Annotated in this window: 23 protein-coding genes and 1 tRNA gene; 14 read left to right on the top strand and 10 right to left on the bottom strand. The window is 64.7% G+C overall.

All coding sequences use genetic code 11. The features are described 5' to 3' along the window. Positions 1–45: 45 nt before the first annotated feature. From aroB to ECTHA_RS0116085, 6 genes are all read left to right on the top strand, one after another. Positions 46–1,137, top strand: coding sequence for a 3-dehydroquinate synthase (gene aroB, locus ECTHA_RS0116110; RefSeq protein WP_025281740.1), 1,092 nt, complete (start codon positions 46–48; stop codon positions 1,135–1,137). Continuing rightward, positions 1,134–2,315, top strand: a complete 1,182-nt coding sequence (locus ECTHA_RS0116105) for a deoxyguanosinetriphosphate triphosphohydrolase (RefSeq protein ID WP_051582672.1) — start codon at positions 1,134–1,136, stop codon at positions 2,313–2,315. Before aroB ends, ECTHA_RS0116105 begins: the two co-directional genes overlap by 4 nt. Next, complete coding sequence (locus tag ECTHA_RS0116100; protein WP_025281741.1) at positions 2,312–3,847, top strand: AAA family ATPase; 1,536 nt, start codon at positions 2,312–2,314, stop codon at positions 3,845–3,847. Before ECTHA_RS0116105 ends, ECTHA_RS0116100 begins: the two co-directional genes overlap by 4 nt. Before the next feature lie 47 nt (positions 3,848–3,894). Next, positions 3,895–5,679, top strand: coding sequence for a DNA primase (gene dnaG, locus ECTHA_RS0116095; RefSeq protein WP_025281742.1), 1,785 nt, complete (start codon positions 3,895–3,897; stop codon positions 5,677–5,679). Positions 5,680–5,727: 48 nt separating this feature from the next. Then, positions 5,728–7,665, top strand: a complete 1,938-nt coding sequence (rpoD, locus tag ECTHA_RS0116090; protein WP_275260071.1) for an RNA polymerase sigma factor RpoD — start codon at positions 5,728–5,730, stop codon at positions 7,663–7,665. 85 nt (positions 7,666–7,750) lie between these two features. Beyond that, positions 7,751–7,827 (top strand) — tRNA-Ile (locus tag ECTHA_RS0116085). An 11-nt stretch (positions 7,828–7,838) separates the two neighbouring features. Here ECTHA_RS0116085 and ECTHA_RS19975 read toward each other — a convergent pair. Further along, positions 7,839–7,976, bottom strand: a complete 138-nt coding sequence (locus tag ECTHA_RS19975; RefSeq protein WP_156946849.1) for a hypothetical protein — start codon at positions 7,974–7,976, stop codon at positions 7,839–7,841. 438 nt (positions 7,977–8,414) lie between these two features. Between ECTHA_RS19975 and ECTHA_RS0116075 the strand changes: the two genes are divergently transcribed. Continuing rightward, positions 8,415–8,999: a cytochrome b gene (locus ECTHA_RS0116075; protein WP_025281744.1), complete on the top strand. Its 585-nt coding sequence runs from the start codon at positions 8,415–8,417 to the stop codon at positions 8,997–8,999. A gap of 131 nt (positions 9,000–9,130) precedes the next feature. On the opposite strand, the gene ECTHA_RS0116070 is transcribed toward ECTHA_RS0116075, so the two are convergent. The 3 genes from ECTHA_RS0116070 to ECTHA_RS0116060 all read right to left on the bottom strand — a co-directional run bounded on the left by ECTHA_RS0116070 (position 9,131) and on the right by ECTHA_RS0116060 (position 11,815). Further along, the gene (locus tag ECTHA_RS0116070) at positions 9,131–9,898 is read right to left on the bottom strand and encodes a competence/damage-inducible protein A (protein WP_025281745.1); all 768 of its coding nucleotides are present in this window, start codon (positions 9,896–9,898) and stop codon (positions 9,131–9,133) included. Between the two features lie 12 nt (positions 9,899–9,910). Then, a complete protein-coding gene (gene hemH, locus ECTHA_RS0116065) occupies positions 9,911–11,020 on the bottom strand; it encodes a ferrochelatase (RefSeq protein WP_025281746.1) in 1,110 nt (369 codons plus the stop codon). Positions 11,021–11,275: 255 nt separating this feature from the next. Further along, complete coding sequence (locus tag ECTHA_RS0116060; protein ID WP_051582720.1) at positions 11,276–11,815, bottom strand: HNH endonuclease; 540 nt, start codon at positions 11,813–11,815, stop codon at positions 11,276–11,278. A 345-nt stretch (positions 11,816–12,160) separates the two neighbouring features. On the opposite strand from ECTHA_RS0116060, the gene ECTHA_RS0116055 reads away from it, so the two are divergent. From ECTHA_RS0116055 to ECTHA_RS0116040, 4 genes are all read left to right on the top strand, one after another. Next, positions 12,161–13,294: a Re/Si-specific NAD(P)(+) transhydrogenase subunit alpha gene (locus tag ECTHA_RS0116055; RefSeq protein ID WP_025281748.1), complete on the top strand. Its 1,134-nt coding sequence runs from the start codon at positions 12,161–12,163 to the stop codon at positions 13,292–13,294. Next, entirely contained in the window at positions 13,288–13,581 is a 294-nt protein-coding gene (locus ECTHA_RS0116050) for an NAD(P) transhydrogenase subunit alpha part 2 (RefSeq protein WP_025281749.1), read from the top strand. The genes ECTHA_RS0116055 and ECTHA_RS0116050 overlap by 7 nt, the downstream gene beginning before the upstream one ends. Beyond that, complete coding sequence (locus ECTHA_RS0116045) at positions 13,582–14,964, top strand: NAD(P)(+) transhydrogenase (Re/Si-specific) subunit beta (protein WP_025281750.1); 1,383 nt, start codon at positions 13,582–13,584, stop codon at positions 14,962–14,964. 119 nt (positions 14,965–15,083) lie between these two features. Then, positions 15,084–17,294, top strand: coding sequence for a primosomal protein N' (locus ECTHA_RS0116040; RefSeq protein ID WP_026623886.1), 2,211 nt, complete (start codon positions 15,084–15,086; stop codon positions 17,292–17,294). Positions 17,295–17,307: 13 nt separating this feature from the next. Here the strand turns inward: ECTHA_RS0116040 and ECTHA_RS0116035 are convergent, their stop codons facing one another. Together ECTHA_RS0116035 and ECTHA_RS0116030 are read right to left on the bottom strand one after the other, a co-directional pair. Beyond that, positions 17,308–17,712 carry a PIN domain-containing protein gene (locus ECTHA_RS0116035; RefSeq protein WP_025281751.1) on the bottom strand — a complete coding sequence of 135 codons (405 nt, stop codon included), beginning with the start codon at positions 17,710–17,712 and terminating at the stop codon, positions 17,308–17,310. Between the two features lie 3 nt (positions 17,713–17,715). Beyond that, a complete protein-coding gene (locus ECTHA_RS0116030; protein WP_025281752.1) occupies positions 17,716–17,946 on the bottom strand; it encodes a type II toxin-antitoxin system Phd/YefM family antitoxin in 231 nt (76 codons plus the stop codon). Positions 17,947–18,111: 165 nt separating this feature from the next. Here ECTHA_RS0116030 and argS point away from each other — a divergent pair, with 165 nt between their 5' ends. From argS to hrpA, 3 genes are all read left to right on the top strand, one after another. Next, entirely contained in the window at positions 18,112–19,872 is a 1,761-nt protein-coding gene (gene argS, locus ECTHA_RS0116025; RefSeq protein ID WP_025281753.1) for an arginine--tRNA ligase, read from the top strand. Then, a complete protein-coding gene (locus ECTHA_RS0116020; RefSeq protein ID WP_025281754.1) occupies positions 19,872–20,447 on the top strand; it encodes an SPOR domain-containing protein in 576 nt (191 codons plus the stop codon). Before argS ends, ECTHA_RS0116020 begins: the two co-directional genes overlap by 1 nt. Before the next feature lie 74 nt (positions 20,448–20,521). Next, a complete protein-coding gene (hrpA, locus tag ECTHA_RS0116015; RefSeq protein WP_051582670.1) occupies positions 20,522–24,400 on the top strand; it encodes an ATP-dependent RNA helicase HrpA in 3,879 nt (1,292 codons plus the stop codon). A 31-nt stretch (positions 24,401–24,431) separates the two neighbouring features. On the opposite strand, the gene ECTHA_RS0116010 is transcribed toward hrpA, so the two are convergent. The 4 genes from ECTHA_RS0116010 to rsxE form a co-directional block, all read right to left on the bottom strand. Further along, entirely contained in the window at positions 24,432–25,145 is a 714-nt protein-coding gene (locus ECTHA_RS0116010; RefSeq protein ID WP_026623884.1) for a glutamine amidotransferase, read from the bottom strand. A 134-nt stretch (positions 25,146–25,279) separates the two neighbouring features. Next, a complete protein-coding gene (locus ECTHA_RS0116005; protein ID WP_026623883.1) occupies positions 25,280–25,492 on the bottom strand; it encodes a hypothetical protein in 213 nt (70 codons plus the stop codon). 6 nt (positions 25,493–25,498) lie between these two features. Continuing rightward, on the bottom strand, positions 25,499–26,080 hold the full coding sequence (locus tag ECTHA_RS0116000; protein ID WP_025281756.1) for an electron transport complex protein RnfA: 582 nt from the start codon (positions 26,078–26,080) through the stop codon (positions 25,499–25,501). Continuing rightward, positions 26,070–26,732: an electron transport complex subunit RsxE gene (rsxE, locus tag ECTHA_RS0115995; protein WP_025281757.1), complete on the bottom strand. Its 663-nt coding sequence runs from the start codon at positions 26,730–26,732 to the stop codon at positions 26,070–26,072. The genes ECTHA_RS0116000 and rsxE overlap by 11 nt, the downstream gene beginning before the upstream one ends. Position 26,733 lies beyond the last annotated feature (1 nt).

Genomic DNA, 26,733 nt, shown 5'->3' with positions numbered 1-26,733 from the left:
CCGTCACGGTGGCTTTCACGATGCCCACCTTAGTATCATCCGGGCATGGACACCCTCACCGTTGATCTTGCCGAACGCAGCTACCCGATCCACATCGGCCGGGGGCTATTGAAAGAGCCGGGGCACTTCGAGGCCCTGCTGAAGGGTCGCCGTGCGGTCATCGTGACCAACGAGACCGTCGCCCCCCTCTACCTGGACACCCTCAAGCAGACCCTGGCGGCCGTGCATGACGGCCCGGTGGAGGCCCTGATACTGCCCGATGGCGAGCAGTACAAGAACGTCGACACCCTCAACCGCATCTACACCTTCCTGCTGGAGCGACGCCTGGACCGTAGCGCCATGCTCATTGCACTGGGAGGCGGTGTGATCGGAGATATCACCGGCTTTGCCGCCGCCACCTACCTACGCGGCGTGGACTTCATTCAGGTACCCACCACCCTGCTCTCCCAGGTGGATTCCTCGGTGGGCGGCAAGACCGGCGTGAATCATGCGCTGGGCAAGAACATGATCGGCGCCTTCCATCAGCCCCGGCTGGTGGTCATCGACACGGATACCCTCAACACCCTGCCCGACCGGGAACTCAGCGCCGGCCTGGCCGAGGTGATCAAGTACGGCCTGATCGACGATGCAGACTTCTTCGTCTGGCTGGAGGAACACCTGCCACGCCTGCTGGCCCGGGAACCCGAAGCCCTGGCCTGGGCCATCCACCGCTCCTGCGCCGACAAGGCCCGGGTGGTGGCTCAGGATGAGCGGGAGTCAGGACGCCGTGCGCTGCTGAACCTGGGTCACACCTTCGGCCATGCCATCGAAAACGGCATGGGCTATGGCCAGTGGCTGCACGGCGAGGCAGTGGGCGCCGGCATGATCATGGCGGCCCACCTGTCCCGGCAGATGCACTGGATCGATGACGACGATCTGAATCGCACCACCCACCTCATCCAGGCGGCGCGCCTGCCGGTGGCCCCGCCGACAGGACTGTCCGCAGAGCGCTTCAAACAGATCATGGCGGGCGACAAGAAGGTCCTGCAGGGCCAGTTGCGACTGGTCTTGCTCCAGGGCATCGGCACATCCGTGGTAACGGCGGACTTCGACCCCGGGGCCCTCGACAACACCCTGAACGCACTGACCCGCCCATGAACACCACACCGGCCGCCCTGAACGATCCCGCCCATCTGGCCCCCTACGCGGCCCGGGATGACCTGAGCCGCGGCCGCAGCCACCCGGAGGACTCCCCGATCTACCGTAGCGAGTTCCAGCGGGATCGGGACCGCATCATTCACTCCACCGCCTTCCGGCGTCTGGAATACAAGACCCAGGTATTCATCAATCACGAGGGGGACCTGTTCCGTACCCGCCTCACCCACAGCCTGGAAGTGGCGCAGATCGCCCGTGGCTGCGCCCGGGTGCTGCGCCTGAACGAGGACCTCACCGAGGCCATCGCCCTGGCTCATGACCTGGGCCACACCCCCTTCGGCCATGCCGGCCAGGACACCCTGAACGCCTGCATGGCCGATCACGGTGGCTTTGAGCACAACCTTCAGTCGCTGAGAGTGGTGGAGTCCCTGGAGGCCCATTACGCCGAGTTCGACGGCCTCAACCTCACCTTCGAGACCCGCGAGGGGATCCTCAAGCACTGCGACCCCAGGGTGGCCGCCACCCTGGGCGATGTGGGCCGGCGTTTCGTGGACGGGCACCAGCCCACCCTGGAGGCGCAACTGAACAACCTGGCCGACGAGATCGCCTACAATAACCACGATGTGGACGACGGCCTGCGATCGGGCCTGATCACCCTGGAACAGCTCATGGACGTGACCCTGTTTCGGGAGGCCTTCGAAGCGGTGCGGGCACGTTACGGGGAGCTGCCCGAAAAACGTGCCCGTCACGAGGTGATCCGGCGCATGATCAACCGTCTGGTCACCGACCTGGTGGAAAGCAGTCTGGCCCGCATCCACGAGGCGGCCCCGGATCACCCGGACGCGGTGCGCGCCCAGGGACGCCCGCTGATTTGCTTCAGCGCACAAATCCGCGAATACAACCTTGAACTTAAACGGTTTCTACGTCAGCATCTTTACCGGCATTATCGGGTGAACCGCATGACCATGAAGGCGGCCCGGGTGCTCAGGGAATTGTTTGCCGCCTACATGGCCGAGCCTGCCCTGCTGCCCCCGGAGCACGAGGACAAGGCACGACGCCTGTCCGCCCAGTCCGGTGACGCCGGTCGTGCCCGCGCCGTGGCGGATTACGTGGCCGGCATGACCGACCGTTTTGCCATTGCCGAACACGGCCGTCTGTTCGACCCGAACACACTTTCATGACATCCAGGGATCCCATGGCCAACGACACGCTGCCCGCCGACTGCCTCGACCAACTGGGGCTCAGGCAACAACCGTTCGCCTCCATTGCCGGCGAAGACTTCCTCTACTCCGACCCGGCCACCGACATGCCGGTGAACGTCACCCTTGAGCATCTGGAGAATGACCAGAACGTGGTCATCCTCAAGGGCGAACAGGGCTCCGGCAAGAGCACGCAACTGCTGCGGGTGCTGGCCCAGGGCCGGGAGAACATGGATTTTTGCGCCTTCAAGGCCCGATCCGGCATCAGCCTGGCCGCCGTGGAATACACCGTGCGCCAGTACTGGAAGGAGGCCGTACCCGCCGAGCAGGAGGGCACCGAACCCCTGGAACAGTTCCTCATCCGCCTGATCCGGAGCGGCATGCGCCCGGTGCTGGCCATCGACGATGCCCACCTGCTGGAACCGGACGTGCTGCGCCAACTCATTCAGACCCGGCAGCGCATTCACGATCAGGTAGACCGCCGCTTCGGTCTGCTGCTGGTGGGCGAACCTGAGATCGAGGAACGGCTCACCGCGGTGGATGAAGGCCTGGACATCCCCGAGGCGCAGATGACGGTGCAGGTGCGCGCCCTCACCCGGGAACAGACCGGCGCCTATCTGAACCATCGTCTGCAGGCCGCTGGACTGGAAACGACCGATCTGCTGGACCGGGAGACCATCGAGGACATCCACCGGGACTCCGCCGGGCTACCGGGCCGCATCAACACCTGCGCCATGGAACGCCTGCGGGAAATCTGTGAGGGGGGAGCAGCCATGACACCAGGCACACATGGGGAACAAGCCACCGCTTCTGGCGGCAAGGCCTTTTGGCAGCAGCGCTGGTTTGCACCGGCCGTGGCGGGCGTCATCCTGGTGGGGGCGCTGGTCACCCTGCTGAGCCTGCTGGGCGGCCCCGACGATGAACCTCAGCCGGTCCGCAGCCAGCCTCTGGTATTGCCGGAGCAGCCGCCGCGCACCCCCGCCGCACCGGAAACCCCACCGGCCACCGCGCCCGAGCCCACGCCACCGCCCCGGGCCGAAGCCCCGGCCGAACCGGCACCCAGACCCGAGCCGGTGCCTCCACCGGCACCGGAACCGGAGCCCACGCCGGAACCGGCGCCTGAGCCCGCGCCGGAACCCGCACCAGAGCCCGCACCGGAGCCTGAGCCCGAACCGGAGCCGGCGGCCGAGCCCCAGCCGGAACCCACGGGTGACAAGCGCATCCGCGACGCCCAGTGGCTGCGCGACCAGGACCGCTCCCGCTACACCGTGCAGCTACTCGTGAGCAGCAGCGAGTCCGGGGTGCAAAACTTCGTGCAGGACGCCGACCTGCCGGGCGATGTGGCCTGGTTCCGCATGCGTCGTGATGGCCAGAACCTGTACGCCGTTGTGTTCGGCTCCTACCCCGGCGCCAGCGCGGCCCGCAGCGCCATCGCTGCCCTGCCTGCGGATATTCGACGCAATCAACCCTTCATCCGCAGCTTTGGTGCCGTGCAGGACGCCATGGCTGACTAACCCCTCTCTCCTGGCGGCCCCGTTTTCGGGGCCGCAGCAGCGGCCACATGTCCCGCATCCCCACCGCCTTCATCGACGAACTCCTGGCCCGCACCGATATCGTCGATGTGGTGAACGCCCGCGTGCAACTCAAGAAAAAGGGCAGCGAATACGCGGCTTGCTGCCCTTTTCACACTGAGAAGACCCCCTCGTTCTATGTAAGCCCCCGCAAGCAGTTCTATCACTGCTTCGGCTGTGGCGCCCACGGGACTGCCCTGGGCTTTCTGATGAACCACGACAACATGGGTTTTGTGGAGGCGGTGGAGGAACTGGCCCGTCGGGCGGGCATGGAGGTACCCCGGGAGGCGGGGCAACGGGAAGATAACGACCGTTTCGCCCGGCTGATCGCCGCCCAGGAGGCAGCGGCAGAGCATTTTATCAACAACCTGCGCCGGCACCCCCCGGCGGTGGACTACCTCAAGCAGCGTGGCCTCACCGGGGCCATCGCCCGGGATTATCGCCTCGGCTTTGCGCCGGACACCTGGGATGACCTGATACAGGCCATTTCCGGGCGTTTCAACGAGGAGGAGCTGCAGGCCGCCGGGCTCACCTCCCGCAAGGAGGGGGGGCGACCCTTCGACCGGTTTCGTGGCCGCATCATGTTCCCCATCCGCGACCAGCGCGGTCGCACGGTAGGCTTCGGCGGCCGCCTGCTGAGCCCCGGGGAACCCAAATACCTCAACACCCCGGAAACCCCCGTCTTTCACAAGGGCCAGCAGCTGTATGGCCTTTACGAGGCTCGCAAGGCAACGCCGCGCCTTGAGGAACTGCTGGTGGTGGAGGGCTACATGGATGTCATCGCCCTGGCCCAGTTCGGCCTGCGCAATGCGGTGGCCACCCTGGGCACGGCCACCACCCGCGACCATCTGGAGCGCCTGTTCCGGGTGGTCTCCCGGGTGGTGTTCTGTTTCGATGGCGATGCCGCCGGGGGCAAGGCGGCCTGGCGCGCCCTGGAGCAGGCCCTGCCTACGGTCCGCGACGGTCGCGAGGTGCGATTCCTGTTCCTGCCCCAGGGCGAGGACCCGGACACCCTGATTCGACGCGAAGGCCCCGAGGGCATCCGGTCCCGCATTGAGGCCGCCCAGCCCTTGTCCGATGCCCTGCTGGAGGGGCTGCGTGAGCGCCATGACGTGGAATCCCGCGAGGGGCGGGCTGCTCTGGGTGTGGAGGCCGCCAGACTTCTCACCACCATGCCCGAGGGGCTGCTGCGCAGTCAGATCATCGGCGACATCGCCCGCCTGTCGGGGGTGTCCAGCGAGCGGCTGGAGCAGCAGATGGGGGCGCCAGCATCCTCGGGCGCCCCCCTTCAGGCACAACCCACCCGGCCCTCGGCAAAACGGCAGGTGCCGGGCCGCAAGCTGGCTGTCACCCCCGTCAGGCTGGCGCTGTCACTGCTGCTGGAGCAGCCCTCACTGGCTGCCCGGGTACAGGACAAGGACTGGCTCAAGGCCGTGGAAGTGCCGGGCGCAAAGCTCCTGGCGAAGGTCCTTGAAACTCTGCATGCGCACCCCCATCTAACCACCGCAGCGCTGCTGGAGCGCTGGCGAGACAGCGAAGCGTGGCCGCATCTACTAAAATTGGCTCAATGGCAACCTCCGCCCTCGGAGGAAACCCACCTGGAACGCATGCTCGATGATGCCCTGGCCCGCCTGTATCGCCAGTACGAACAGCAGCGGGCCGACACCCTGCTGGCCAGGGCGGCCCAGCAACCGTTGACGGAGGCGGAGAAGGCAGAGTTGAAGTCGGTACTCAAACCCGGAAAGGGCAAACCCGGCACGCAACACCCAGCCTGACAGGTCTACGCCTATTGAAAGTGGTCGTCAACCCATCGCAATGCTACAATTGATCGTTTAACCCCTGGCCAGCGCCTCTCCCGGTTCGCACAGGTCCAGCTTGAGCAGGTTTTCATGAATCACGAAGAACAGCAATCGCGCCTCAAGGAGCTCATCGCCAAGGGCAAGGAACAGGGCTTCCTGACTTACGCGGAGGTGAACGACCACCTCCCGGACACCATCGTCGATCCGGAGCAGATCGAAGACATCATCGCCATGATCAACGACATGGGGATCACTGTCCACGAGCAGGCACCGGATACCGACAGCCTTATTCTGTCTGACAACTCCGTGTCCACCGACGAAGATGCCGCCGAGGAAGCCGCCGCCGCGCTGGCCTCCGTGGACGGGGAATTCGGGCGCACCACCGACCCGGTGCGCATGTACATGCGCGAGATGGGCACGGTGGAACTGCTCACCCGTGAAGGCGAAATCAAGATCGCCAAGCGCATCGAGGAAGGACTCTCGCAGGTCCTGTTCGCCCTGGCTCACTACCCCAAGTCCATCGCCTCGCTGCTCTCCGAATACGGCCGTGTTGAGGCCGAGGAGATCAAGCTCACTGACATCATCGTGAGCTTCATGGACCCGCATGCCGACGAGATCGCTTCCGTGGCCCCGCCCCGCGAGGAATCCCCGGCGGCTCCGGCTACCGCCGCAGCCTCGGACGACAGCGACGCCGACAGCGACGACGGCGATGCGGATGATTCCGATGACGACGCCGCCCCGGAAGATACTGGCCCGGATCCGGAAGAGGCCCGCGCCCGCTTCACCCAGTTGGAGGCCATGTACGAGCGCGCCATGGAGTGCGCCGCCCAGGGCAAGAACGAGGAATATGCCCAGGCCCGGGAAGAGATGGCCCGCTACTTCATGGAGTTCAAGCTGGTGCCCCGCCTGGTGGACCAGCTCACCGCCGACCTGCATGACACGGTGGCCCGCATCCGTGGCCAGGAGCGCATGATCCTGCGCACCTGCGTGGATCAGTGCAACATGCCCCGCAAGGAGTTCATCTCCACCTTCCCGGACAACGAGACCAACCTCAAGTGGCTCGATGGCGTCCTCAAGGGCAAGGCCGCCCGTTACAAGACGCAGCTCGCCGAACACCGGGATGACATCCTCAAGGCCCAGAACCGCCTGGTGGACATCCAGGAAGAGTCCTCCCTCACCATCGGCGAGATCAAGGACATCAACCGCCGCATGTCCATCGGTGAGGCCAAGGCCCGTCGCGCCAAGAAGGAGATGGTGGAGGCCAACCTGCGCCTGGTGATCTCCATTGCCAAGAAGTACACCAACCGCGGCCTGCAGTTCCTGGACCTGATCCAGGAGGGCAACATCGGCCTGATGAAGGCGGTGGACAAGTTCGAATATCGTCGTGGTTATAAGTTCTCCACTTATGCCACCTGGTGGATTCGCCAGGCCATCACGCGCTCCATCGCCGACCAGGCCCGCACCATCCGCATTCCGGTGCACATGATCGAGACCATCAACAAGCTCAACCGCATCAGCCGGCAGATGCTCCAGGAGATGGGCCGAGAAGCCACCCCTGAGGAACTCTCCCAGCGCATGGAAATGCCCGAGGACAAGGTGCGCAAGGTACTCAAGATCGCCAAGGAGCCCATCTCCATGGAGACTCCCATTGGCGACGACGAGGACTCGCACCTGGGGGATTTCATCGAGGACGTGAACGTTCAGTCGCCCATCGACTCAGCTACCCGCGAGAGCCTGTCGGAGACCACCCGCGAGGTGCTGGCCAGTCTCACCCCGCGCGAGGCCAAGGTGCTGCGGATGCGTTTTGGCATCGACATGAACACGGACCACACACTGGAAGAGGTCGGCAAGCAGTTCGACGTCACCCGCGAACGCATTCGTCAGATCGAGGCCAAGGCCCTGCGCAAACTGCGCCACCCCTCCCGCTCGGAGATGTTGCGCAGCTTCCTCGACCTGGAGTAGACGTTTCTCCCGTGGGTCGGGCTACATCCCCGGGGCGTGTGCCCCGGCGTAGTCCGACCCCTTTCAAGACCTGCCCATCAATACCGGGCCTGTAGCTCAGTTGGTTAGAGCAGGGGACTCATAATCCCTTGGTCGTCGGTTCGAGTCCGACCGGGCCCACCATTCTCCCCTCATCACTCCTCCCGAGGCTTCCCGTACACCACCACATAGGCTCCGTATAGAAACAGGGCGCCGCCCACCGCCAGGAGGGGCGTGGAACCCATCATGAAGCCGATGTGCCCGATGACGTAGCCAATCACGAACCACCACATAGCCCGACTCCTCTCAAGAACGGGGACGACCCAACCCCAAAAATCGGCCAAGTCGCGCCGTACAGGTCGTTTTGCAAACGGCCCCGACCATGACGCGCCGGGGTGACAGATCCTCTTGGGGTACTATGATCCAAATGGGCACCCAGTTCCACCTGATGAACGTCGTGGGATTAGGGAGGGTGTGCACCTGCGATTGTCCCGCCCCAGCCCAACAGACTGACACAGATCAGGACGGCGAGCGTCGAGTACGGCCAAGCTGGGGAGGGACGGGGTGCGAAAACATCACAGGGACAATGCACCGAGCAGATCCGATTACAGCCCTGTGGCTTATGTTGAGACCGGATTAGGGCTTAAACTGTATGCGGGTTAACCAATGGGTCGGTCAACGCAAACCTGTGGACGGGGCCGACCCCATCACAAACCAATAAGGGAGCGACCATGAGTACAGACTATCCGAGTGTTGGCGTAGCCTCCGGGCTGCCGCGCCATTCCTTTCCGCTGCGCGTATTGCACTGGCTGATTGCCGTTTTGCTGGTCTTCGCGCTGATTGGCGGGCTGACCCTGGGCACCCTTGGCCATGAGCGCCTGGTGGAACTGGTAGGCATGGACATGGCCAACATGGCCTATATAGCCCACAAGACGCTGGGCATCACCCTGCTGGGCCTGATGGTGCTGCGCCTGTTGGTGCGGTTGCTCCAGGGCACGCCGCCCTATGCGGTGGATCTGTCCGGATTCCAGCGGTTCATGAGCCGTTCGGTGCATTTCCTGCTGTATGTGCTGGTGATCGCCATGCCCATCGTCGGCTGGCTGGCCACGGCAGCTGCGGGCTTCCCGATCAACTTCTTCACCTGGGAACTGCCGCCCCTGATCGCCGAGGACCCGGCCCTGGCTGAACAACTGTTCCAGGCTCACATGATCGTGGCACTGTGCATCATCGCCCTGTTGGTGCTGCATATCGGTGCCGGTCTGCGTCACAAGCGCCGTGGCGACTGGGTCATGCACCGCATCAGCCTGAGCCGCTAAGGCAAGCGGGCCGCGCCCCACACCCGCGGGTGAGGCGCGGCCCGTCAGGTCATTTCAGCAATAAAAAAGCGGCCCCCGGGGCCGCTTTTTTATTCGGGCGCTTTCATCGAGACGCCCAGCCGAGCCAACGCTCAGGACTGAACCACTGAACTCGTCTGCGGCTGCTCCTGCCAGCGCACCCCCTGGGCATCCAGCGCCGCCAGGAGCATCTGAGTGGCCTCCATGGCGTCATCTGCCGGGCCCTTGACGCCCATCTCCACCTCGCGACAACCCGCCTGGGTGGAAGGCAGGCTGGACAGGCGAATACCGGGAAAACGCTCCATGACTGCCTCCATGATGGGCACCAGGTCCGACTCCGGTGTACCGCTGACCTTCACCAATCGCTCGATCACCGGCACCTTGCCGAACAGATGGGTGTAATGGGTGTCCAGCACCCACTCCACCATGGGCCAGGCCATGTTGGGAAAACCGGGTACACAATGATGATGCTTCATGCTGAAGCCCGGGATGCGATTGACCGGGTTCGGGATCAATGACGACCCCACGGGCAGCTCCGCCATGCGAATGCGATGGGGGTAGGCAGACTCCCCGAAACGCTCCTCCAGAATGGCCACGGCCTCCGAGTGCAGCGCCAGGTCCACCCCGGAAGCCCGGGCGAAGCACTGTCGGGTGCGGTCATCGGGCGTGGCGCCGATACCGCCAAAGCTGAAGACCACAGCGCCGCTGGCAAGCGTCTGGCGAAGGTTCTCGGTGAGCAGGTTGGCGTCATCACCCACAAAACGGGCGGATGACAGCTCCAGACCTCGCCGACTCAAGGCCTGAATCAGGAATTCCATGTGTTTGTCGCGGCGCTTGCCGGACAGCAATTCATCACCGATGATCAGGGCGGCGATATGCATGCCATCTTCCCCTCAGTTCTTCGCGCCCATGGCCATGGCCCGCTCCCGAGCCTGTTCCCCGGCCTCCCGCCTGGCTTCGTAATCGTACTTCGGGTCGGCTTCCGGCCAGCCCTGGATATGACGCATGATGAGGTCAGCCAATGCGTTGGTATGGTCGCGGCGGGTATTCAAGGAGGGAATGTAGCTGAAACACTCGCCGCCCGCTTCCAGGAAGGCCTCGCGGCTTTCGTCGGCAATCTCTTCCAGGGTCTCCAGGCAATCGGCGGAGAAGCCGGGGCAGACCACGTCCAGTGATTTCACGCCCTGCCCCGGCAACTCGGCGATGGTCTCCGAGGTATAGGGGGTCAGCCACTGCTGACGACCAAAGCGAGACTGGAAGGCCACCTGCCATTGATGCTCGGGCAGCCCCAGGTTCTCTGCCACCATGCGGGCCGTGGTCTGGCAGTAACAATGGTAGGGGTCGCCCTGATCCAGGTAGTCCCGTGGGATGCCGTGGAAGGAGAACAGCAACCGCTCGCCCTGACCCTTGGCCTGCCAGTGCTCACGGATGCTGTCTGCCACTGCCTGAATATAGGCCGGGTCACCGTGATAACCCATGACGAAACGAATCTCGGGCACCCAGCGCCAGCGACTCACCTCCTGGGTGACCGCATCGAAGGTGGAACCGGTGGTGGAGGCAGCATACTGGGGATAAAGCGGCAGCACGAGAATGCGCCGGGCACCGGCACGGCGCAACTCTTCAAGGCCGGCGCGAATGGACGGGTTGCCGTAACGCATGGCCACGGCCACCTTGACCGGACCGGGGAGCAGTTCCGCCATCCGCTCGGCGACGGCGGCCCCCTGCGCCCGGGTGGTGGTCAGCAGCGGTGAGCCATCCTCGCCCCAGATCTGGGCATATTTGGCGGCACTCTTGCGCGGGCGCGTGTTGAGGATGAGGCCGTTGAGCAGCAGCCACCACAGCGGGCGCGGCGCCTCCACCACCCGCGGATCCCAGAGGAATTCCTTCAGATAGCGCTTGAGTGCCGCCGGCGTGGGTGCATCCGGGGTACCCAGGTTGGTGATCAGGATTCCCAAGCTCTGAGGGCTCCCATGACGATAGTCCGGCTCGCCAATGTAGGTCATGGTACGTTCTGCTTTTTGGTTTGAAGACAGCCCTGAGGGCGGACGATCAGAAGAGGCTGGCGCCGGGTCGTCCTTACGACGCGCCTCCGGGGCGGGGAGATCGACCGCTTCTCTGTACATCTCAAGAGCCATATATACTCCTCCCCCAAAACACAAGGCGAGACTGTAAACCGACGAGCGTCGATTCACCAGAGTTCAGGCGCCATGCTTTGACTTGGTTTCGGTTTTGTTGCTTTCCGACCCGGCGTGACCGCACTACTGCAACGCCCGAAGGCGCAACGGACTCGTCCGCGGAAAATGGGCCTGCAGGAATTCCATTTGATCCGCCAGCACCCGACGTCCCTGCAGGTAGATGTATTCGGCATGGGTGGGCACGAAGGGCACAGCCAGCAATTGCATGGCCGCCTGCTCCGGCGTGCGACCTGCCTTGTGATTGTTGCAGCGCTTGCAGGCCGTGACCACGTTGCTCCAGTGATCCTGCCCCCCCTGACTGATGGGGGTGACATGATCCCGCGACAGATCCCGATACGGGAAGGGGTTGCCACAATAAAGGCATAGATGGGCATCGCGCTTGAACAGGGCCGAGTTGTTCAGTGGCGGTACGTAGCGTTCGCGCACCGCCTTGTTGGTGCCGTAGGTGGCGATGATGGAGTTGACCTCCACCACGCTACGGCGCCCGGACCGTGCATTGATGCCCCCGTGAATACGGTAAAGCAGTACTCCGCAGGTGAAGGCCACCTGCTGAGCGTGGTAAAGCCGCACGGCCTGCTGATAGTCGATCCACTCCATCGGCATGCCTGAAGCATCGGTGCGAAGCACCTGCTGAGTGAACTCAAACACCCCTGCGCCCCCCGGAGGTTATACCGGCACTTGAGGACTCTGCCCCAATCCCGCCCAGAAAGCAATTATCAAGCCGTTGAAACGCCTCGAAAGCTGCCACGGACAGACGTTTGATGTTCAAAGGCCGGTAAAATTCCGCTACCATGCCCTGTTTTTGGGCACTCCCCGGAAAAATTCATGAGAAACGGGCCTCACGGCCCCCGAGTGGTCAATATTCACCCCAGAACCGTTGCAGTCCTTCAACGCCAGGATCGGTCGAAAGCCGGCCATCATCCCTGCACGGGCAGACGGAGTTAAGCCATGCCGATCAAACTTGCAATACCCAAAGAGACCGACCGCGGCGAGCGGCGGGTCGCCCTGGACCCCGCGGTGGCCGCCCGATTCGCCAAGATGGGCCTCGAGGTCATGATTCAGAAGGGGGCGGGTGCCGAGGCTCAGTTCCCTGACGAGGCCTACGCGGATGCCCGCGTGGTCAACGATGCAAAAACACTGCTGGGCGAGGCGGACATCGTCGTCAAGGTGGCCCCACCCACGCAGGAAGAAGTGGACATGATGAAGGACGGCGCCATGATTGCCGGCCTGTTCCACGCACACAAGCACCCGGAAGTGGTCAAGGCGCTGCAAAAGAAGAAGATTTCCAGTTTCGCCCTGGAACTGATTCCTCGCATCTCCCGCGCTCAGAGCATGGACGTGCTGTCGTCCCAGGCCGCAGTGGGTGGCTACAAGGCTGCCATCATGGGCGCGGATCTGTCCTGCCGCTTCTTCCCCATGCTCACCACCGCCGCTGGCACCATCCGCCCGGCCAAGGTGGTGGTCATCGGTGCCGGCGTGGCCGGCCTGCAGGCCATCGCCACCGCGCGCCGCCTGGGCGCCATGGTGGAAGCCTATGACGTGCGCTCCGCCACCAAGGAGCAGGTGGAATCCCTGGGGGCCAAGTTCCTGGACCTGGGCGTCAAGGCCGAAGGTGAAGGCGGCTATGCCCGCGAACTCACCGACGAGGAGAAGGAAAAGCAGCAGGAGGCCCTGGCCAAATTCATCAGCCAGGCCGATGTGCTGATCACCACGGCCGCCATCCCCGGCAAACCCTCCCCCATGCTGATCCCGCAGAAGATGGTGAACGGCATGAAGTCGGGTGCCGTGATCATCGACCTGGCCGCCGAGGGCGGCGGCAACTGCGAGCTCACCAAGCCCGGCAAGACCGTCACCAAGGGTGGGGTGACCATCCATGGGCCGCTCAACGTGGCCAGCCAGGTGCCGCTGCACGCCAGCGAGATGTACGCCAAGAACCTGCTCAACTTCCTCACGCCCATGCTGCCCGAGGGCAAGCTGGCACTGGATTGGGAAGATGAGATCATTGCCAAGAGCTGTCTCACCCACGAGGGCGAGATCAAGCACGAAGCGACCCGCAGCCTTGTGGAAGGAGGTCAATCATGATCGAGGGTTTCGTTGCACTCTATATCTTCATGCTCGCCGCCTTCACCGGCTACGAGGTCATTTCCAAGGTGCCGGTGATCCTGCACACGCCATTGATGTCCGGCTCCAACTTTGTCCACGGCATCGTGCTGGTGGGCACCATGGTGGCCCTGGGCCAGGCGGAAACCGGTTTGCAGCAACTGATCGGCTTCGTGGCCGTGATCCTGGCCGCCGGCAATGCCGTGGGCGGCTATGTGGTCACCGAGCGCATGCTTGAGATGTTCAAGTCCAGCAAGGGGGCCAAATAAATGAGTTTCATCGTCAATCTCGCCTACTTTGCGGCGGCGGTCCTGTTCATCATCGGCCTGAAGCAGATGGCTTCGCCGGTGACCGCCCGTCGCGGCATCATCTGGGCCGGCTGGGGCATGGTCATCGCCACCGTCGTGACCTTCCTGCACCCCGAAGTCATCGGCTTCGTGAACTATCTGCTGATCATCGCCGGCATCGGCATCGGCGGCGGCCTGGCCTGGTACACGGGCAAGCGCGTGCCCATGACCGACATGCCCCAGATGATCGCCCTGTATAACGGCATGGGCGGCGGTGCCGCAGCCGGTATCGGTATCGTGGCCCTGATGGGCTCCTACACCATGAACTGGACCATTCAGTTCATTGCAGTGGCGGGTGTGATCATCGGCTCCGTGGCCTTCTCCGGCTCCCTCATCGCCTATGGCAAGCTGCAGGGCCTGATCAAGAAGTCGCTGCGCTTTGACATGCAGCAGAAGATCAACCTGGGTGTACTGGGCGCCACCGTGCTGCTGGGCATCATCATCGGCTTCAGTGGCGCGGAGGTGAATGGCACCCTGCTGTTCCTGTTCGTACTGCTGGCCCTGGCCTTCGGCGTGTTGATGACCATCCCCATCGGCGGTGCCGACATGCCGGTGGTCATCTCCCTGTACAACGCGCTCACCGGCCTGGCCGTGGGCCTCAAGGGTCTGGTGCTGGACAATGCCGCGCTGATGATCGCCGGTATCGTGGTGGGTGCCGCCGGTACGCTGCTCACCCAGCTGATGGCCAAGGCCATGAACCGGCCCCTGACCAACGTGCTGTTCTCCTCCTTCGGCGAGACGCCGAGCGGCGAGCAGGAAGAAGTCAGCGGCAGCATGAAGGAGATCGAGGCCTCCGATGCTGGCGTGATGATGGCCTTTGCCAACAAGGTGATCATCGTTCCCGGTTACGGCATGGCCGTGGCCCAGGCGCAGCACAAGATCTGGGAACTCACCCAGCTGCTGCAGGAGCGTGACGTGCAGGTGAAGTTCGCCATCCACCCGGTGGCGGGTCGCATGCCCGGTCACATGAACGTGCTGCTGGCCGAGGCCGGTGTGCCCTACGACATCATCTACGACCTGGATGAGATCAATAACGAGTTCAAGACGGCCGATGTGGCCGTGGTGATCGGCGCCAACGACGTGGTCAACCCCGTCGCCCGCTCCAACCCGGAGAGCCCGATCTACGGCATGCCCATCCTCAATGCCGACGAGGCGCACAACGTCATCGTCATCAAGCGCGGCAAGGGGGCGGGTTTCTCCGGCGTGGAGAACCATCTGTTCTACGCCGACAACACCCGCATGCTGTACGGCGACGGCCAGAAGGTGGCCGGCGAACTCATCGCCAGCATCAAGGAAATGGGCTGACCCTCTCGGGGTTGCCTGCTTGAAGAGCCCGGGCCTTGTGCCCGGGCTTTTTTTTGCGCGCAAGGGGCGGTAGGGTGCCAGTCCCCGGCCTTGAGTCACGGTCTTCGGTCATCAGGTGCATGCCGAGTTCATCCCCGCCCGCCATTGTTCAGGTCGCCGTGCCCACGCCACTGCATGGGCATTTCGACTACCTGCCCCCTGCCCAGGGCCCGCTCCCCCCGGTGGGCGGGCGGGTGCGGGTGCCCTTCGGGCGACGCCGGATCGTCGGGCTGGTGGTGGGGCATGGGCAAGGCTCGGCGCTGCCGGATGCCCGGCTCAAACGCATCGAGGCCGTGCTCGACGAGACACCGCTGCTGGACGCCCCACTGCTGAACCTGCTGCGCTGGTCTGCCGACTATTATCACCATCCCCTCGGCGAGGTGATCAGTGCCGCCCTGCCCCAGACCCTGCGCCAGGGCAAGCCGCCCATCGCCCGAGGCATCGAACGCTATCATGTCACTGAGTCCGGCCGGACCATCGCCCACGACAGCCTCACCCGCGCCCCCCGCCAGGCGTCGGTGCTGCATCGCCTGCAGACCCATCCTGAAGGACTCACCCTGGAGCAGTTGCGCGAGGATCAGGACACGGATCCGCGCGCGGCCCTCAAGGGCCTGATCGACAAGGGACTGGTGGAGCGACATCACCGGCCCTGTCTGGAACCGCCCCGGGATGAACGCCCGGACGCACCGGCACTCAATGCGGCCCAGCAGGCCGCCGTCTCGAGTATCACGGAAAGCCTTGGGGGCTATACGTGTCATCTGCTGGAGGGGGTGACCGGCAGCGGCAAGACCGAGGTGTATCTGCATGCCATCGAGCAGGTGCTGGAACGCGGCCTGCAAACCCTGGTGCTGGTGCCCGAGATCGCCCTCACCCCTCAACTGCTGGAGCGCTTTCGCCAACGTCTGGCCACCCCCATCGCCGTGCTGCATTCCAGCCTGAATGAGGGCGAACGTCACTGCGCCTGGCTCTCGGCCCGCGGCGGCGAGGCGGGGGTGATCATCGGCACCCGCTCGGCGGTGTTCGTGCCCTGGGCGCGGCCGGGGCTGATCATCGTGGATGAGGAACACGATGCCTCCCTCAAGCAGCAGGAGGGCTTTCGCTATCACGCCCGGGATCTGGCCGTGATGCGTGGACACCGGGAGACGGTGCCGGTGGTGCTGGGCTCGGCCACCCCCTCGCTGGAGAGCCTGGGCAACGTGGAGCGGGGCCAGTACCAGCGGATCGAACTTCCCGCCCGGGCCGGGGGCGCGGTGGCGCCCCGGCTCAAGGTGCTGGATGTGCGCCATCAGTTCATGGATGAGGGCCTGTCGGTGAGTCTGCTGGATGCCATGCAGCGACACCTGGAGGCCGATGGCCAGGTGCTGCTGTTTCTCAATCGCCGTGGATTCGCACCTGCGCTGATCTGCCATGACTGTGGCTGGGTGGCCGATTGTCACCGCTGCGACGCCCGCATGACCTGGCATGCTGGCGCCCGACTGCTGCGCTGTCACCATTGTGGCCACGAAACCGGACTGCCGGCCCGCTGCCCCTCCTGCGGCAGCCCGCTGGCGCCCCGGGGCCAGGGCACGGAGCGCATCGAACAGGCCCTGCACAAGCATTTCCCCCACTATCCGGCCATTCGCATCGACAGGGACAGCACCCGCCGCAAGGGATCGCTGGAATCCGCCCTGGCGGGGGTGCGCGAGGGGCGTTATCGCATTCTGGTGGGCACGCAGATGCTGGCCAAGGGGCATGATTTCCCCAACGTGACCCTGGCGGCCATCCTGGATGCGGATCAGGGATTGTTCAGCGTGGATTTTCGGGCGGTGGAGCGTCTGGCGCAGACGATCATCCAGGTGGCGGGGAGGTCGGGGCGGGCCCTGCGGGCCGGCGAGGTGCTGATCCAGACCCATCAGCCGGAGCACCCCTTGCTGGCCAGTCTCTTGGGCGGCGGCTACGGTGCCTTTGCCCGCACGGCCCTGGCGGAGCGGCGCGAGGCGATCCTGCCCCCCTATGCCTCCCTGGCCCTGCTGCGGGCGGAAGCGGCCGATGCCCAGGCGCCCATGGCCTTTCTGGAAAAGGCGCGTGATCATCTTCAGGCCCTGTCGCCCCCCGGCATCCACCCCTGGGGCCCGGCCCCCGCCCCCATGGAACGCCGCGCCGGCCGCTACCGGGCCCACCTGCTGCTGCACGCCACCCGCCGCCAGGACCTGCAACAGGCCCTGGCCCCCTGGCTGCCCGGCCTCCCCCGACTGCCCGGCGCCCGCCAGGTCCGCTGGTCCATCGATGTGGATCCGGTGGATCTGAGTTAGGGCCCGACGGGACTCAGGGGCCACGCAGCCAGTTTTCCACCTGCAACCCCTCCACACGCTGGAACTCACGCATATTATCGGTCACCATCACCGCATCGAGCGCCATGGCCTGTGCAGCAATCCAGAGGTCGTTGGCACCGATCGCCCGCCCCGCCCTTTCAAGTTGCGAGCGGATCCCCCCGTAGGCCATGGCCACGGCCCCATCCAGCGGCACCAAGGGCAGTCCCTTGCATAATGCATCCAGACGCTGCCGATTACGCTCGGGCCACTGGCTTTTCTGAACACCCACTTCCAATTCTCCCAGGACAACCGGTGAGAGAATGAGATCTTCCGGGGCCAATGCCTCGAGCCTTTCCAGAACACGGGACTCATGCTTGAGGGCAGCGATACAGACATTGGTATCCAGCAAATAGCGCATGGATCAGTTCCAGTCCGGCACGGGTTCGGGCGGCCGATCGTCCGGGGCACGCAGATCCATATCATCACCGCAGGGGATGGCACGGAACACGTCTGCCGCACTGCGATGCCGCTCCGGGACCAAACGTGCAATCACCTTGCCCCGACGGGTGATGACCACCTCTTCGCCGGCCTCCACGGCGGCCAGCAGGGCGGAAAATCGTGCCTTTGCCTCAACAACAGGTAAACTCTGCATGATGCCTCCGAGAGAATGACCTCATGGTCAGTCTATCAGCGGATCATCCACACGGTAAGTCCATTCCGCCGGAGCGCCCCCCCGGGTATTCACCCACCCCACCAACCCCGGTAAAATCTGGCCAGCCAATCAGGCCCTCCGCCCCAATCTCGGATACCCAGAACCTTGAAACCTCAACTCCAGGCCCTTCTCGAGCAGTCCCTGCAAGCCCTCAAGCAAACCGGCGCCCTCAATGAGGGGCACCATGTGGAGGTGCAGCTGACCCGCACGCGAGACAAGGCCCATGGTGATTTCGCCACCAACCTGGCCATGCAACTGGCCAAGCCCATGGGCTCCAAGCCCCGGGACGTGGCCCAGACCCTCATCGATCATCTGCCCGAATCCCCATTGGTGGACAAGGTGGAGATTGCCGGTCCCGGCTTCATCAACCTGTTCATCAGCGAGACGGCCCGCCTGGCAGTGATCACCCAGGTGCTGGACTCCGGCGAGGCCTACGGTCGAAGCCATCTGGGGGAAGGCAAACGGGTGCAGGTGGAATTTGTCTCCGCCAACCCCACCGGACCCCTGCATGTGGGCCATGGCCGCGGAGCCGCCTACGGTGCCGCGGTGGCTGACCTGCTGGAGACCGTTGGCTTTGACGTGCATCGGGAATACTACGTGAATGATGCCGGTCGGCAGATGGACATCCTGGCCACCAGCGTCTGGCTGCGCTATCTGGAACGCTGCGGGGTGGAATTCCACTTCCCGGCCAACGGCTACCGGGGTGACTATGTGCGCGACATCGCCGACACCCTGTTCCAGGAACACGGCAACGACTACGCCATCAGTGCCGAAGTGCTGATGAACGACCTGCCCGCCGACGAACCCGATGGCGGCGACAAGGAAATCTTCATCGACGCCATGGTCGCCCGCGCCCAGGAGGCCCTGGGCGAGAACCGCTATCGCTACGTCTTCGAGCTGGGCCTGAACAGCATTCTGGACGACATCCGAGAGGACCTGGGCGAGTTCGGCGTCCACTACGACACCTGGTACTCGGAGCGCTCGCTCACCGAGAAGGGGTCGGTGAACCGCGCCCTGGAAACCCTGCGCAACAACGGTCAGATCTACGAGAAGGACGGTGCCCTGTGGTTCCGCTCCACCGAGTACGGCGACGAGAAGGACCGTGTGGTACAGCGGGACAACGGGCAGACCACTTACTTCGCCTCGGACATCGCCTATCACATGGAGAAGTTCGAGCGGGGTTATGACCGGGTGATCGATGTCTGGGGCGCCGACCATCATGGCTACGTGCCCCGGGTAAAAGCCGCCCTGCAGGCCCTGGGTCAGGACGATGCCCGTCTGGACGTGCTGCTGGTGCAGTTCGCGATTTTGTACCGCAGCGGGGAGCGGGTGCAGATGTCCACGCGCTCGGGCAGCTTCGTCACCCTGCGGGAACTGCGCGACGAGGTGGGCAAGGATGCAGCGCGATTCTTCTACGTGATGCGCCGCTGCGAGCAGCACCTGGACTTCGATCTGGACCTGGCCAAGTCGGAATCTGCCGACAACCCGGTATACTACATCCAGTATGCCCATGCCCGGGTGTGCAGCGTGCTGCGACAGATGCAGGCCAAGGGTCTGAGCCATGATCCGGCCAACGGCCAGGCGCATCTGGCGCGCCTGACCGAAGACCATGAGGCTGCCCTGCTCGGCGGCCTGGCCCATTATCCCGAACTGGTGGAAGCAGCCGCCCTGGCGGAGGAACCCCATCAGGTGGCCAACTACCTGCGGGATCTGGCCAATGACTTTCATACCTACTACAACGCCCACCAGTTCCTGGTGGATGATGCAGATCTGCGGGATGCCCGTCTGAACCTGATCCTGGCTGTGCGCCAGGTGCTCGCAAACGGGCTCAGGTTGCTGGGCGTGTCCGCACCCGAGGAGATGTAATGGCCCGCACCACCCGACGTCAGGCCAGCCGACGCAAGCCCCCACCGCAGGAGAGTACGCCCCTGCCCGGTTGGGTGTGGGGTGTGGCAGGCCTGAGCATCGGCCTGTTTGCTGCTCTGCTGATCTATCTGGAAACACAGCGCTCTTCCGACGACGTGCCCCCCCAGGCCCGCGTGGAGCAGGCACCACCAGCGGCGCCGCAAACGGAATCACGGCACCGGTTCGAGTTCTACACCCTGCTGCCGGAACTGGAGGTGGTGGTCCCCGAACCCCGCGTGGACCCGCCGTCGGCCCCAGGCGGCCAGCCGCCACCGCCGTCGCGGGTGGAGGAGCCCGGCGAGTACATCCTGCAGGCAGGATCGTTCCGGGGTTCCCAGGACGCTGACCGCATGCGCGCCAGCCTGGCCATGCTGGGGGTGGAAGCCAGCATCCGTCAGGTGGAAGTGAACAACGACACCTGGCACCGGGTGCAGGTGGGGCCCTTCAGCGACCTGGATCAACTGAACCGCATCCGCGATCGTCTGCATGACAATCAGATCCAGACGATGATGATGAGAAAGCCCGGATCCGGTTGAAGCCCCTCCTGAGCCCCTCTCCCCCTCGGGGAGAGGGGTTGGGGTGAGGGCCGGCCCAAGGCAAAATAGGCGCCATGTCCACCCCCTCCCCCGACACCCTGCTATCCCGCCTGCCCCATTGCCTGGCCCCCGACCGCCCTACCCTGGCCAAGGATGTGGACCGCCTGCGTCGCCGCCTGAACGCCGGCAAACCCGCCGATCGTCTGCAGACTCGGCTTGAGCAACGCATCCAGGCCTCCACACAGGCTCGTGAACAGCGCCTGACCGCGCTGCCCAAGCCCGATTTCCCCGAAGATCTGCCCGTCAGCGCCCACCGTGATGAGATCGCCAAACTCATCACTCAACACCAGGTGGTGGTGATCTGCGGCGAGACCGGCTCGGGCAAGACCACCCAGCTCCCCAAGATCTGCCTGTCCCTGGGCCGGGGCGTGGATGGCCTCATCGGCCACACCCAGCCACGACGCATCGCCGCACGCTCGGTGGCCAACCGCATCGCCGAGGAACTGCATGGCCGTGTTGGCGAGACCGTCGGCTTCAAGGTGCGTTTTTCCGACCACGTGGGTCCGCGAAGCCACATCAAGCTCATGACCGACGGCATCCTGCTGGCGGAACTGCGCTCCGACCCGGACCTCACCGCCTACGACACCCTGATCATCGACGAGGCCCATGAGCGCAGCCTCAACATCGACTTCCTGCTGGGCTATCTCAAGCGCCTCCTGCCCCGTCGACCTGATCTGAAGCTGATCATCACCTCCGCCACCCTGGCGCCGGAGCTGATCGCGGGGCATTTCGACAATGCCCCCATCTACACCGTGCCCGGGCGCACCTACCCGGTGGAGGTCCGCTATCGCCCGGTGACGGGGGACGATGATGCCGATACCGATCGGGATCTCAACGATGCCCTGCTGCAGGCCGTGGACGAACTGGCCGCCGAGGGCCGTGGCGACATCCTTGTATTCCTGCCCGGGGAGCGGGAGATCCGCGAGGCCGCTGAGGCCCTGCGCAAGCATCACCCCAAACACACGGAAATCCTGCCGCTTTATGCCCGGCTCTCGGCGGCGGAGCAGAACAAGGTGTTCGCCCCCCATACCGGCCGACGGGTGGTGCTGGCCACCAACGTGGCGGAGACCGCCCTCACCGTCCCCGGCATCCGCTATGTGATCGACTCGGGCCTGGCACGGGTGGCACGCTATGCCTGGCGCTCCCGGGTGCAGCGACTGTCCCTGGAGCCCATCTCCCAGGCCTCGGCCAATCAGCGCGCGGGGCGCTGTGGGCGACTCGGCCCCGGCATCTGTGTGCGTCTGTATGCCGAGGAAGACTTCGCGCTGCGGCCCGAGTACACCGACCCGGAGATACTGCGCTCCAACCTGGCCTCTGTGATCCTGCAGATGGCCCATCTCAATCTGGGCGATCCGGAGCAGTTCCCCTTTGTGGAACCCCCGGATACCCGCCTGATCCGCGATGGCTTCAAACTCCTGGAAACCCTTCAGGCGGTGGACGGGGCCCACCGGATCACCGACGTCGGTCGGCAACTGGCCCGGCTGCCGGTGGACCCCATGCTGGGCGCCATGCTCCTGGCCGGTGCCCGCGAGCAGGCCCTGGCGGAGGTGAACCTGATCGTCTCCCTGCTGGCCATCCAGGATCCGAGGGAACGGCCTGCCGACAAACGTCAGGCGGCCGACGAGGCCCACGCCCGTTACAGGGAACCCGGATCGGACTTCCTGAGCTATCTGAACCTATGGAAGGCCTGGCGGGAACAGTCCCGGCACCTGTCCCAGTCCAAGCTGCGGGCCTGGTGCCGGGAGGAATTCATATCCTTCCTACGCATGCGCGAATGGCAGGATCTGCACGGCCAGCTGCGCCAGCATCTCAACGAATTGGGTCTGAAGGAGAATCAGGAACCCGCCGAACCCGCCGCCATCCACCGCGCCCTGCTCACCGGCCTGGTGAATCAGATCGGCGTGAAGACCGAGCGGGGCGATTATCTGGGCGCGCGTAACCGTCGCTTCCATATCCACCCGGGATCGGGCCTGTTCAAGGGCTCACCGGGCTGGGTGATGGCGGCAGAGATCGCCGAGACCACACGGGTGTATGCCCGGGAGTGCGCCGCCATCCGGCCCGACTGGTTGGAAACCGTGGCCGGTCACCTGCTCAAGCATCACTATTTCGATCCCCACTTCGAGCCCCGGCGGGGCACCGTGGGGGCCTACGATCGCATCACCCTGCACGGCCTGATCATCAATCCCAAGCGCAAGGTGAACTATGGGCGCGTGGCCCCGGAGGATGCCCGCCAGGTGTTCATCCGCGAGGGACTGGTAGCCGGGCGCCTGCGCAGTCGCGCCGAGGCCCTGGTCCATAATCGGGACCTGATCCAGGAGATCGAGGACCTGGAGGCCCGGGGGCGGCGCCGCGACCTGCTGGCCGACGAGCAGGTGCTGTACGACTTCTACGACAGCCGCCTCCCCGCCAAGGTGCACGATGCCGCCTCCTTCGAGCGCTGGCGCAAGCAAGCGGAACGGGAAGATCCGTCCATCCTGCATCTGGACCGGGACACCCTGCTGCAGCGCGACGCCCCGGGACTGGATGCGGATCAGTTCCCCGACTCGCTGCACACCAGCGGGCTGCGTCTGCCCCTGAGCTACCATTTTGACCCGGGCCACGAGGCCGACGGCGTCACCCTCACCGTGCCGCTGGCGGCCCTGAATGCCCTGGACCCTGACGTGGGCGACTGGCTGGTCCCCGGCCTGCTGGAGGAGAAGGTCACTGCCCTGATCAAGAGCCTGCCCAAGGCCATCAGACGCCATTTCGTGCCGGCCCCGGAGTTTGCCAAGGCCGCCCTGGGGCGAATGGGGGAGCCACGGGGGCCGCTGATCCCTGCCATCAGCCGGGCGCTGCGGGAGATCACCGGCACCGACATCCCCCTGGATGAATGGCATCCGGACAGGCTCGAGCCCCATCTGATCCTGCGTTACCGGGTGGTGGATGCCCAAGGACAAGAGCTGACCGCCGGGCGGGATCTGGAGGGCCTCAAGGCCGAACTGTCCGGTCATGCCCAGGAAAGCTTCGAGGAACATCGCCCCGAGGGCTTCGAGCGTGAGGGGATCACCCAGTGGGACTTTGGTCCCCTGGAGGAATCGGTGGAGTTCGAGCAGCACGGGGCCACACTGAAGGGCTACCCGGCCCTGGAGGACCGTGGCGACAGCGTTGCCCGGGTGATCATCGATAGCCCCGTGCGGGCCCGGGCCACGCATCGGGCCGGGCTGCGTCGGCTGTTCATGCTGGGGGTTCGGGATCAGGTGAAATACCTCTACCGCCACCTGCCCGACATCCAGCGCCTGTGCCTGCAGTACAACGCGGTGGATCGCTGCGAAGTCCTGAAGGATGACCTGGTCTTCGCCGCCGTGGAGCGGGTGTTCATGGCCGAGCCCTGGCCCCGTGACGCCGAGGCCTTCGAAGCACGCCTGGAGGCCGGGCGCAGTGAGTTGGTGGGGCAGTGCAACGAACTATGTGAGCAGCTGGGCACGATCCTGGAGGCCTACCAGGGCATCCGCTCACGCCTGAAGGGTGCCCTGCCCCTGTCCTGGATCGAGGCAGCGGGGGATGTGCGGGATCAGCTGGATCACCTGATCTACCCGCATTTCCTGCTGGAGACCCCGCCCCAGTGGCTGGCCCGATATCCGCAGTACCTGGCCGGCATCGAGCGTCGTCTGGAGCGCCTGGACCAGGCTCCGGACAAGGACCGCCGCGCCCGGGTGGACATCGAGCCCCTGTGGGAGGATTGCAAGGCCCGTCTGCAGGCAGGTGTGCACCCTGAGCGTGAAGCGGAGTTGCAGCGCTATCGCTGGCGCATCGAGGAGTTGCGCCTTTCACTGTTCGCCCAGGAGATCCGGACCGTCGAGAAGGTGTCGGTGAAGCGGCTGGAGGAGGATCGAAAGGCGCTGGATCGGGCCTGACGCCGGAGGCTTCGACGCCCCCTTCCCGGCTTTACGCCCGCACCAGAACCCCGAACTGCCCGAGCACCCCCTCACTCTCCGGGGCCGCCCGTACCTGACGGAGCAGATCATCAGCGCCAAGCCCCTGTTCCGCCAGTCGCTGCCGGTAGTACTCCACGTAATGGGGCACGATGCGCTCATCGAACTCCGGGTGGAACTGCAGCCCCCAGGCCCGCTCGCCGAAACGGAAGCCCTGATGGTCGTCCATGTCACTCCAGCCCAGGCGCACCGCACCCGCCGGCAGGGTGAGCACCGACTGGCTGTGACTCACCTGGGCCGGAAATGCCTTGGGTAATACGCTTAATAGAGGATCGCCGGCGGCCGCATCAGTCAGATGCACCGCGGTGGTGCCCACCTCGATACCCCGGGGGTTATAGTCCACATGCCCCCCCAGGGCCCAGGCCAGCAACTGGTGACCGAAGCAGATCCCCAGGATCGGCACACCCCGGTCCACCGCCCCTGTCAGCCAGTGGGCCGTGCGCACCATCCAGTCAGCCTGCTCGGTCACCATGGCGCCAGATCCGGTGATGGCCACGGCCGCGATGCTGCCAGCATCCGGCAAGGCCTCCCCCGCCTGCACGTCAACCACCCGAACCTGATCCAAAGACCAGCCCATCCCGCGGGCGATCCAGTCCCCGTAATCACCGGGATGATCCTGCAGCGAAGGGATCTTGGTCCCCGTCTTGATGATCAGCAGCGTTCTCATTCAGGGCATCCTTTCAGAAGAGGGGCCAGACCCCGTTTTCAACAAATGAACAAATGGGGACTGCCCCCTGTTCCATTTCAACGATTCGCGCCGACGTTGGCAAGGGGAAGAACAAGGGGGTGGCCCCCCCCTTTTCAGGAAAAGGGGTCTGTCCCCTTCGGCTCTTTCTTGCCGCAGGAGGCGGCTGCGGCGCAGCTGCAGCAACCGGAGGCGCAGCCGGCGCCTTCTTCCTTGGGGGGGCCGAACTCCGGGTGGCGCTGGGCAAAGCGGCGGGCGGCGTGCTGGACCAGTACCCAGCCGGTGAAAAGGGCGAAGATGATCAGAAAGGCGACCAGGTACTGGATCATGCGCAATCAGCCCCCCAGGCCCGCGAAGCCCATGAAGGCCAGGGACAGGATGCCCGCCAGCATCAGGCTCATGGCGGCGCCACGGGCGATGGAGGGCACGTCCGCCAGTTCCAGCTTCTCCCGCAGGCCGGCCATCAGCACGATGGCCAAGATGAAGCCGGCCCCCGCACCCAGGCTGTAGAACACCGACTGCACGAAGTTGTACTCATAGTTGGTCTGGAACAGGGCCACACCCAGGATGGCGCAGTTGGTGGTGATCAGCGGCAGAAAGATGCCCAACGCCTGGTACAGGGGCGGGCTGTACTTTTTGATGATCATCTCCACCAGCTGCACCGCCGAGGCGATCACCGCGATATAGGCGATCAGTCGCAGGAATTCCAGGTCAAAATGGGTGAGCACCTCGTTGATCAGCCAGGCGGAGACCGAGCTGATCAGCATCACGAAGGCCGTGGCCATGCCCATGGAAAAGGCCGTGGTGAGCTTGCCGGACACCCCCAGCAACGGGCAGATCCCCAGGAACAAGGCCAGCACGAAGTTGTTGATGATGGCCGCATTCAAAAAGATGAAGGCAATGGAATCAGCGTGCATGAGCGGCAGCCTCCCCGGTGCCGGCAGCGGCACGTTTGATCTGTCTTTCCTTGATCCAGGCGAACAGCAGCAGCCAGACACCCAGGACGAAGAACCCGCCCGGCGGCAGCAGCATGATCACCCAGGGCTCGAAGGCCTCACCAAAGACCGGGATGCCCAGCAGCGTGCCGGAACCCAGCAACTCACGCACCGAACCCAGGCACAGCAGGGCAAGGGTGAACCCCAGCCCCATGCCCAGACCATTGATCAGGGTGCCGCTGAGCCGGTTACGGGAGGCGAAGGCCTCGGCGCGACCCAGGATCATGCAGTTGGCCACGATCAGCTGGATGAAGGCGCCCAGGGCGTTGTAGATCTCCAGGCTGATGGCGTGGATCAGGTAGTCCACCACGGTCACGAAGGTGGCGATGATCACGATATAGGACGCGATCCGCACCTCCTTGGGGATGTGGTGGCGCAGCACCGAGATCAGTGCATTGGAGCACAGCAATACGAAGGTGGTCGCCAGGCCCATGGCCAGGGCGTTGGCCACGGAATTGGTGACCGCCAGCACCGGGCACATGCCCAGCAGCATGACGAACACCGGATTTTCCTTCCAGATACCACTCAGGAAGGTATCCATGGTGATCGGTTTCTTGTCTGTCTTGGCCGCCATG

This window comes from Ectothiorhodospira haloalkaliphila ATCC 51935 (genome assembly GCF_000633935.1).
GTDB lineage: Bacteria > Pseudomonadota > Gammaproteobacteria > Ectothiorhodospirales > Ectothiorhodospiraceae > Ectothiorhodospira > Ectothiorhodospira haloalkaliphila.
Note: the sequence above shows the minus strand (reverse complement) of the source record. Positions and strands in the feature narration are given on the sequence as shown.

Bases quoted from the DNA above. Each gene is read 5' to 3' on its own strand.
- hemH (WP_025281746.1), bottom strand. From the start codon at position 11,020: ATGACCTACATTGGCGAGCCGGACTATCGTCATGGGAGCCCTCAGAGC.
- ECTHA_RS0116075 (WP_025281744.1), top strand. From the start codon at position 8,415: ATGAGTACAGACTATCCGAGTGTTGGCGTAGCCTCCGGGCTGCCGCGC.
- rsxE (WP_025281757.1), bottom strand. From the start codon at position 26,732: ATGGCGGCCAAGACAGACAAGAAACCGATCACCATGGATACCTTCCTG.
- ECTHA_RS0116010 (WP_026623884.1), bottom strand. From the start codon at position 25,145: ATGAGAACGCTGCTGATCATCAAGACGGGGACCAAGATCCCTTCGCTG.
- ECTHA_RS0116040 (WP_026623886.1), top strand. From the start codon at position 15,084: ATGCCGAGTTCATCCCCGCCCGCCATTGTTCAGGTCGCCGTGCCCACG.
- hrpA (WP_051582670.1), top strand. From the start codon at position 20,522: ATGTCCACCCCCTCCCCCGACACCCTGCTATCCCGCCTGCCCCATTGC.
- ECTHA_RS19975 (WP_156946849.1), bottom strand. From the start codon at position 7,976: ATGTGGTGGTTCGTGATTGGCTACGTCATCGGGCACATCGGCTTCATG.
- ECTHA_RS0116070 (WP_025281745.1), bottom strand. From the start codon at position 9,898: ATGCATATCGCCGCCCTGATCATCGGTGATGAATTGCTGTCCGGCAAG.
- ECTHA_RS0116105 (WP_051582672.1), top strand. From the start codon at position 1,134: ATGAACACCACACCGGCCGCCCTGAACGATCCCGCCCATCTGGCCCCC.
- ECTHA_RS0116000 (WP_025281756.1), bottom strand. From the start codon at position 26,080: ATGCACGCTGATTCCATTGCCTTCATCTTTTTGAATGCGGCCATCATC.
- ECTHA_RS0116030 (WP_025281752.1), bottom strand. From the start codon at position 17,946: ATGCAGAGTTTACCTGTTGTTGAGGCAAAGGCACGATTTTCCGCCCTG.
- ECTHA_RS0116045 (WP_025281750.1), top strand. From the start codon at position 13,582: ATGAGTTTCATCGTCAATCTCGCCTACTTTGCGGCGGCGGTCCTGTTC.
- ECTHA_RS0116055 (WP_025281748.1), top strand. From the start codon at position 12,161: ATGCCGATCAAACTTGCAATACCCAAAGAGACCGACCGCGGCGAGCGG.
- ECTHA_RS0116100 (WP_025281741.1), top strand. From the start codon at position 2,312: ATGACATCCAGGGATCCCATGGCCAACGACACGCTGCCCGCCGACTGC.
- ECTHA_RS0116035 (WP_025281751.1), bottom strand. From the start codon at position 17,712: ATGCGCTATTTGCTGGATACCAATGTCTGTATCGCTGCCCTCAAGCAT.
- ECTHA_RS0116060 (WP_051582720.1), bottom strand. From the start codon at position 11,815: ATGCCGATGGAGTGGATCGACTATCAGCAGGCCGTGCGGCTTTACCAC.
- ECTHA_RS0116020 (WP_025281754.1), top strand. From the start codon at position 19,872: ATGGCCCGCACCACCCGACGTCAGGCCAGCCGACGCAAGCCCCCACCG.
- aroB (WP_025281740.1), top strand. From the start codon at position 46: ATGGACACCCTCACCGTTGATCTTGCCGAACGCAGCTACCCGATCCAC.
- ECTHA_RS0116005 (WP_026623883.1), bottom strand. From the start codon at position 25,492: ATGATCCAGTACCTGGTCGCCTTTCTGATCATCTTCGCCCTTTTCACC.
- dnaG (WP_025281742.1), top strand. From the start codon at position 3,895: ATGTCCCGCATCCCCACCGCCTTCATCGACGAACTCCTGGCCCGCACC.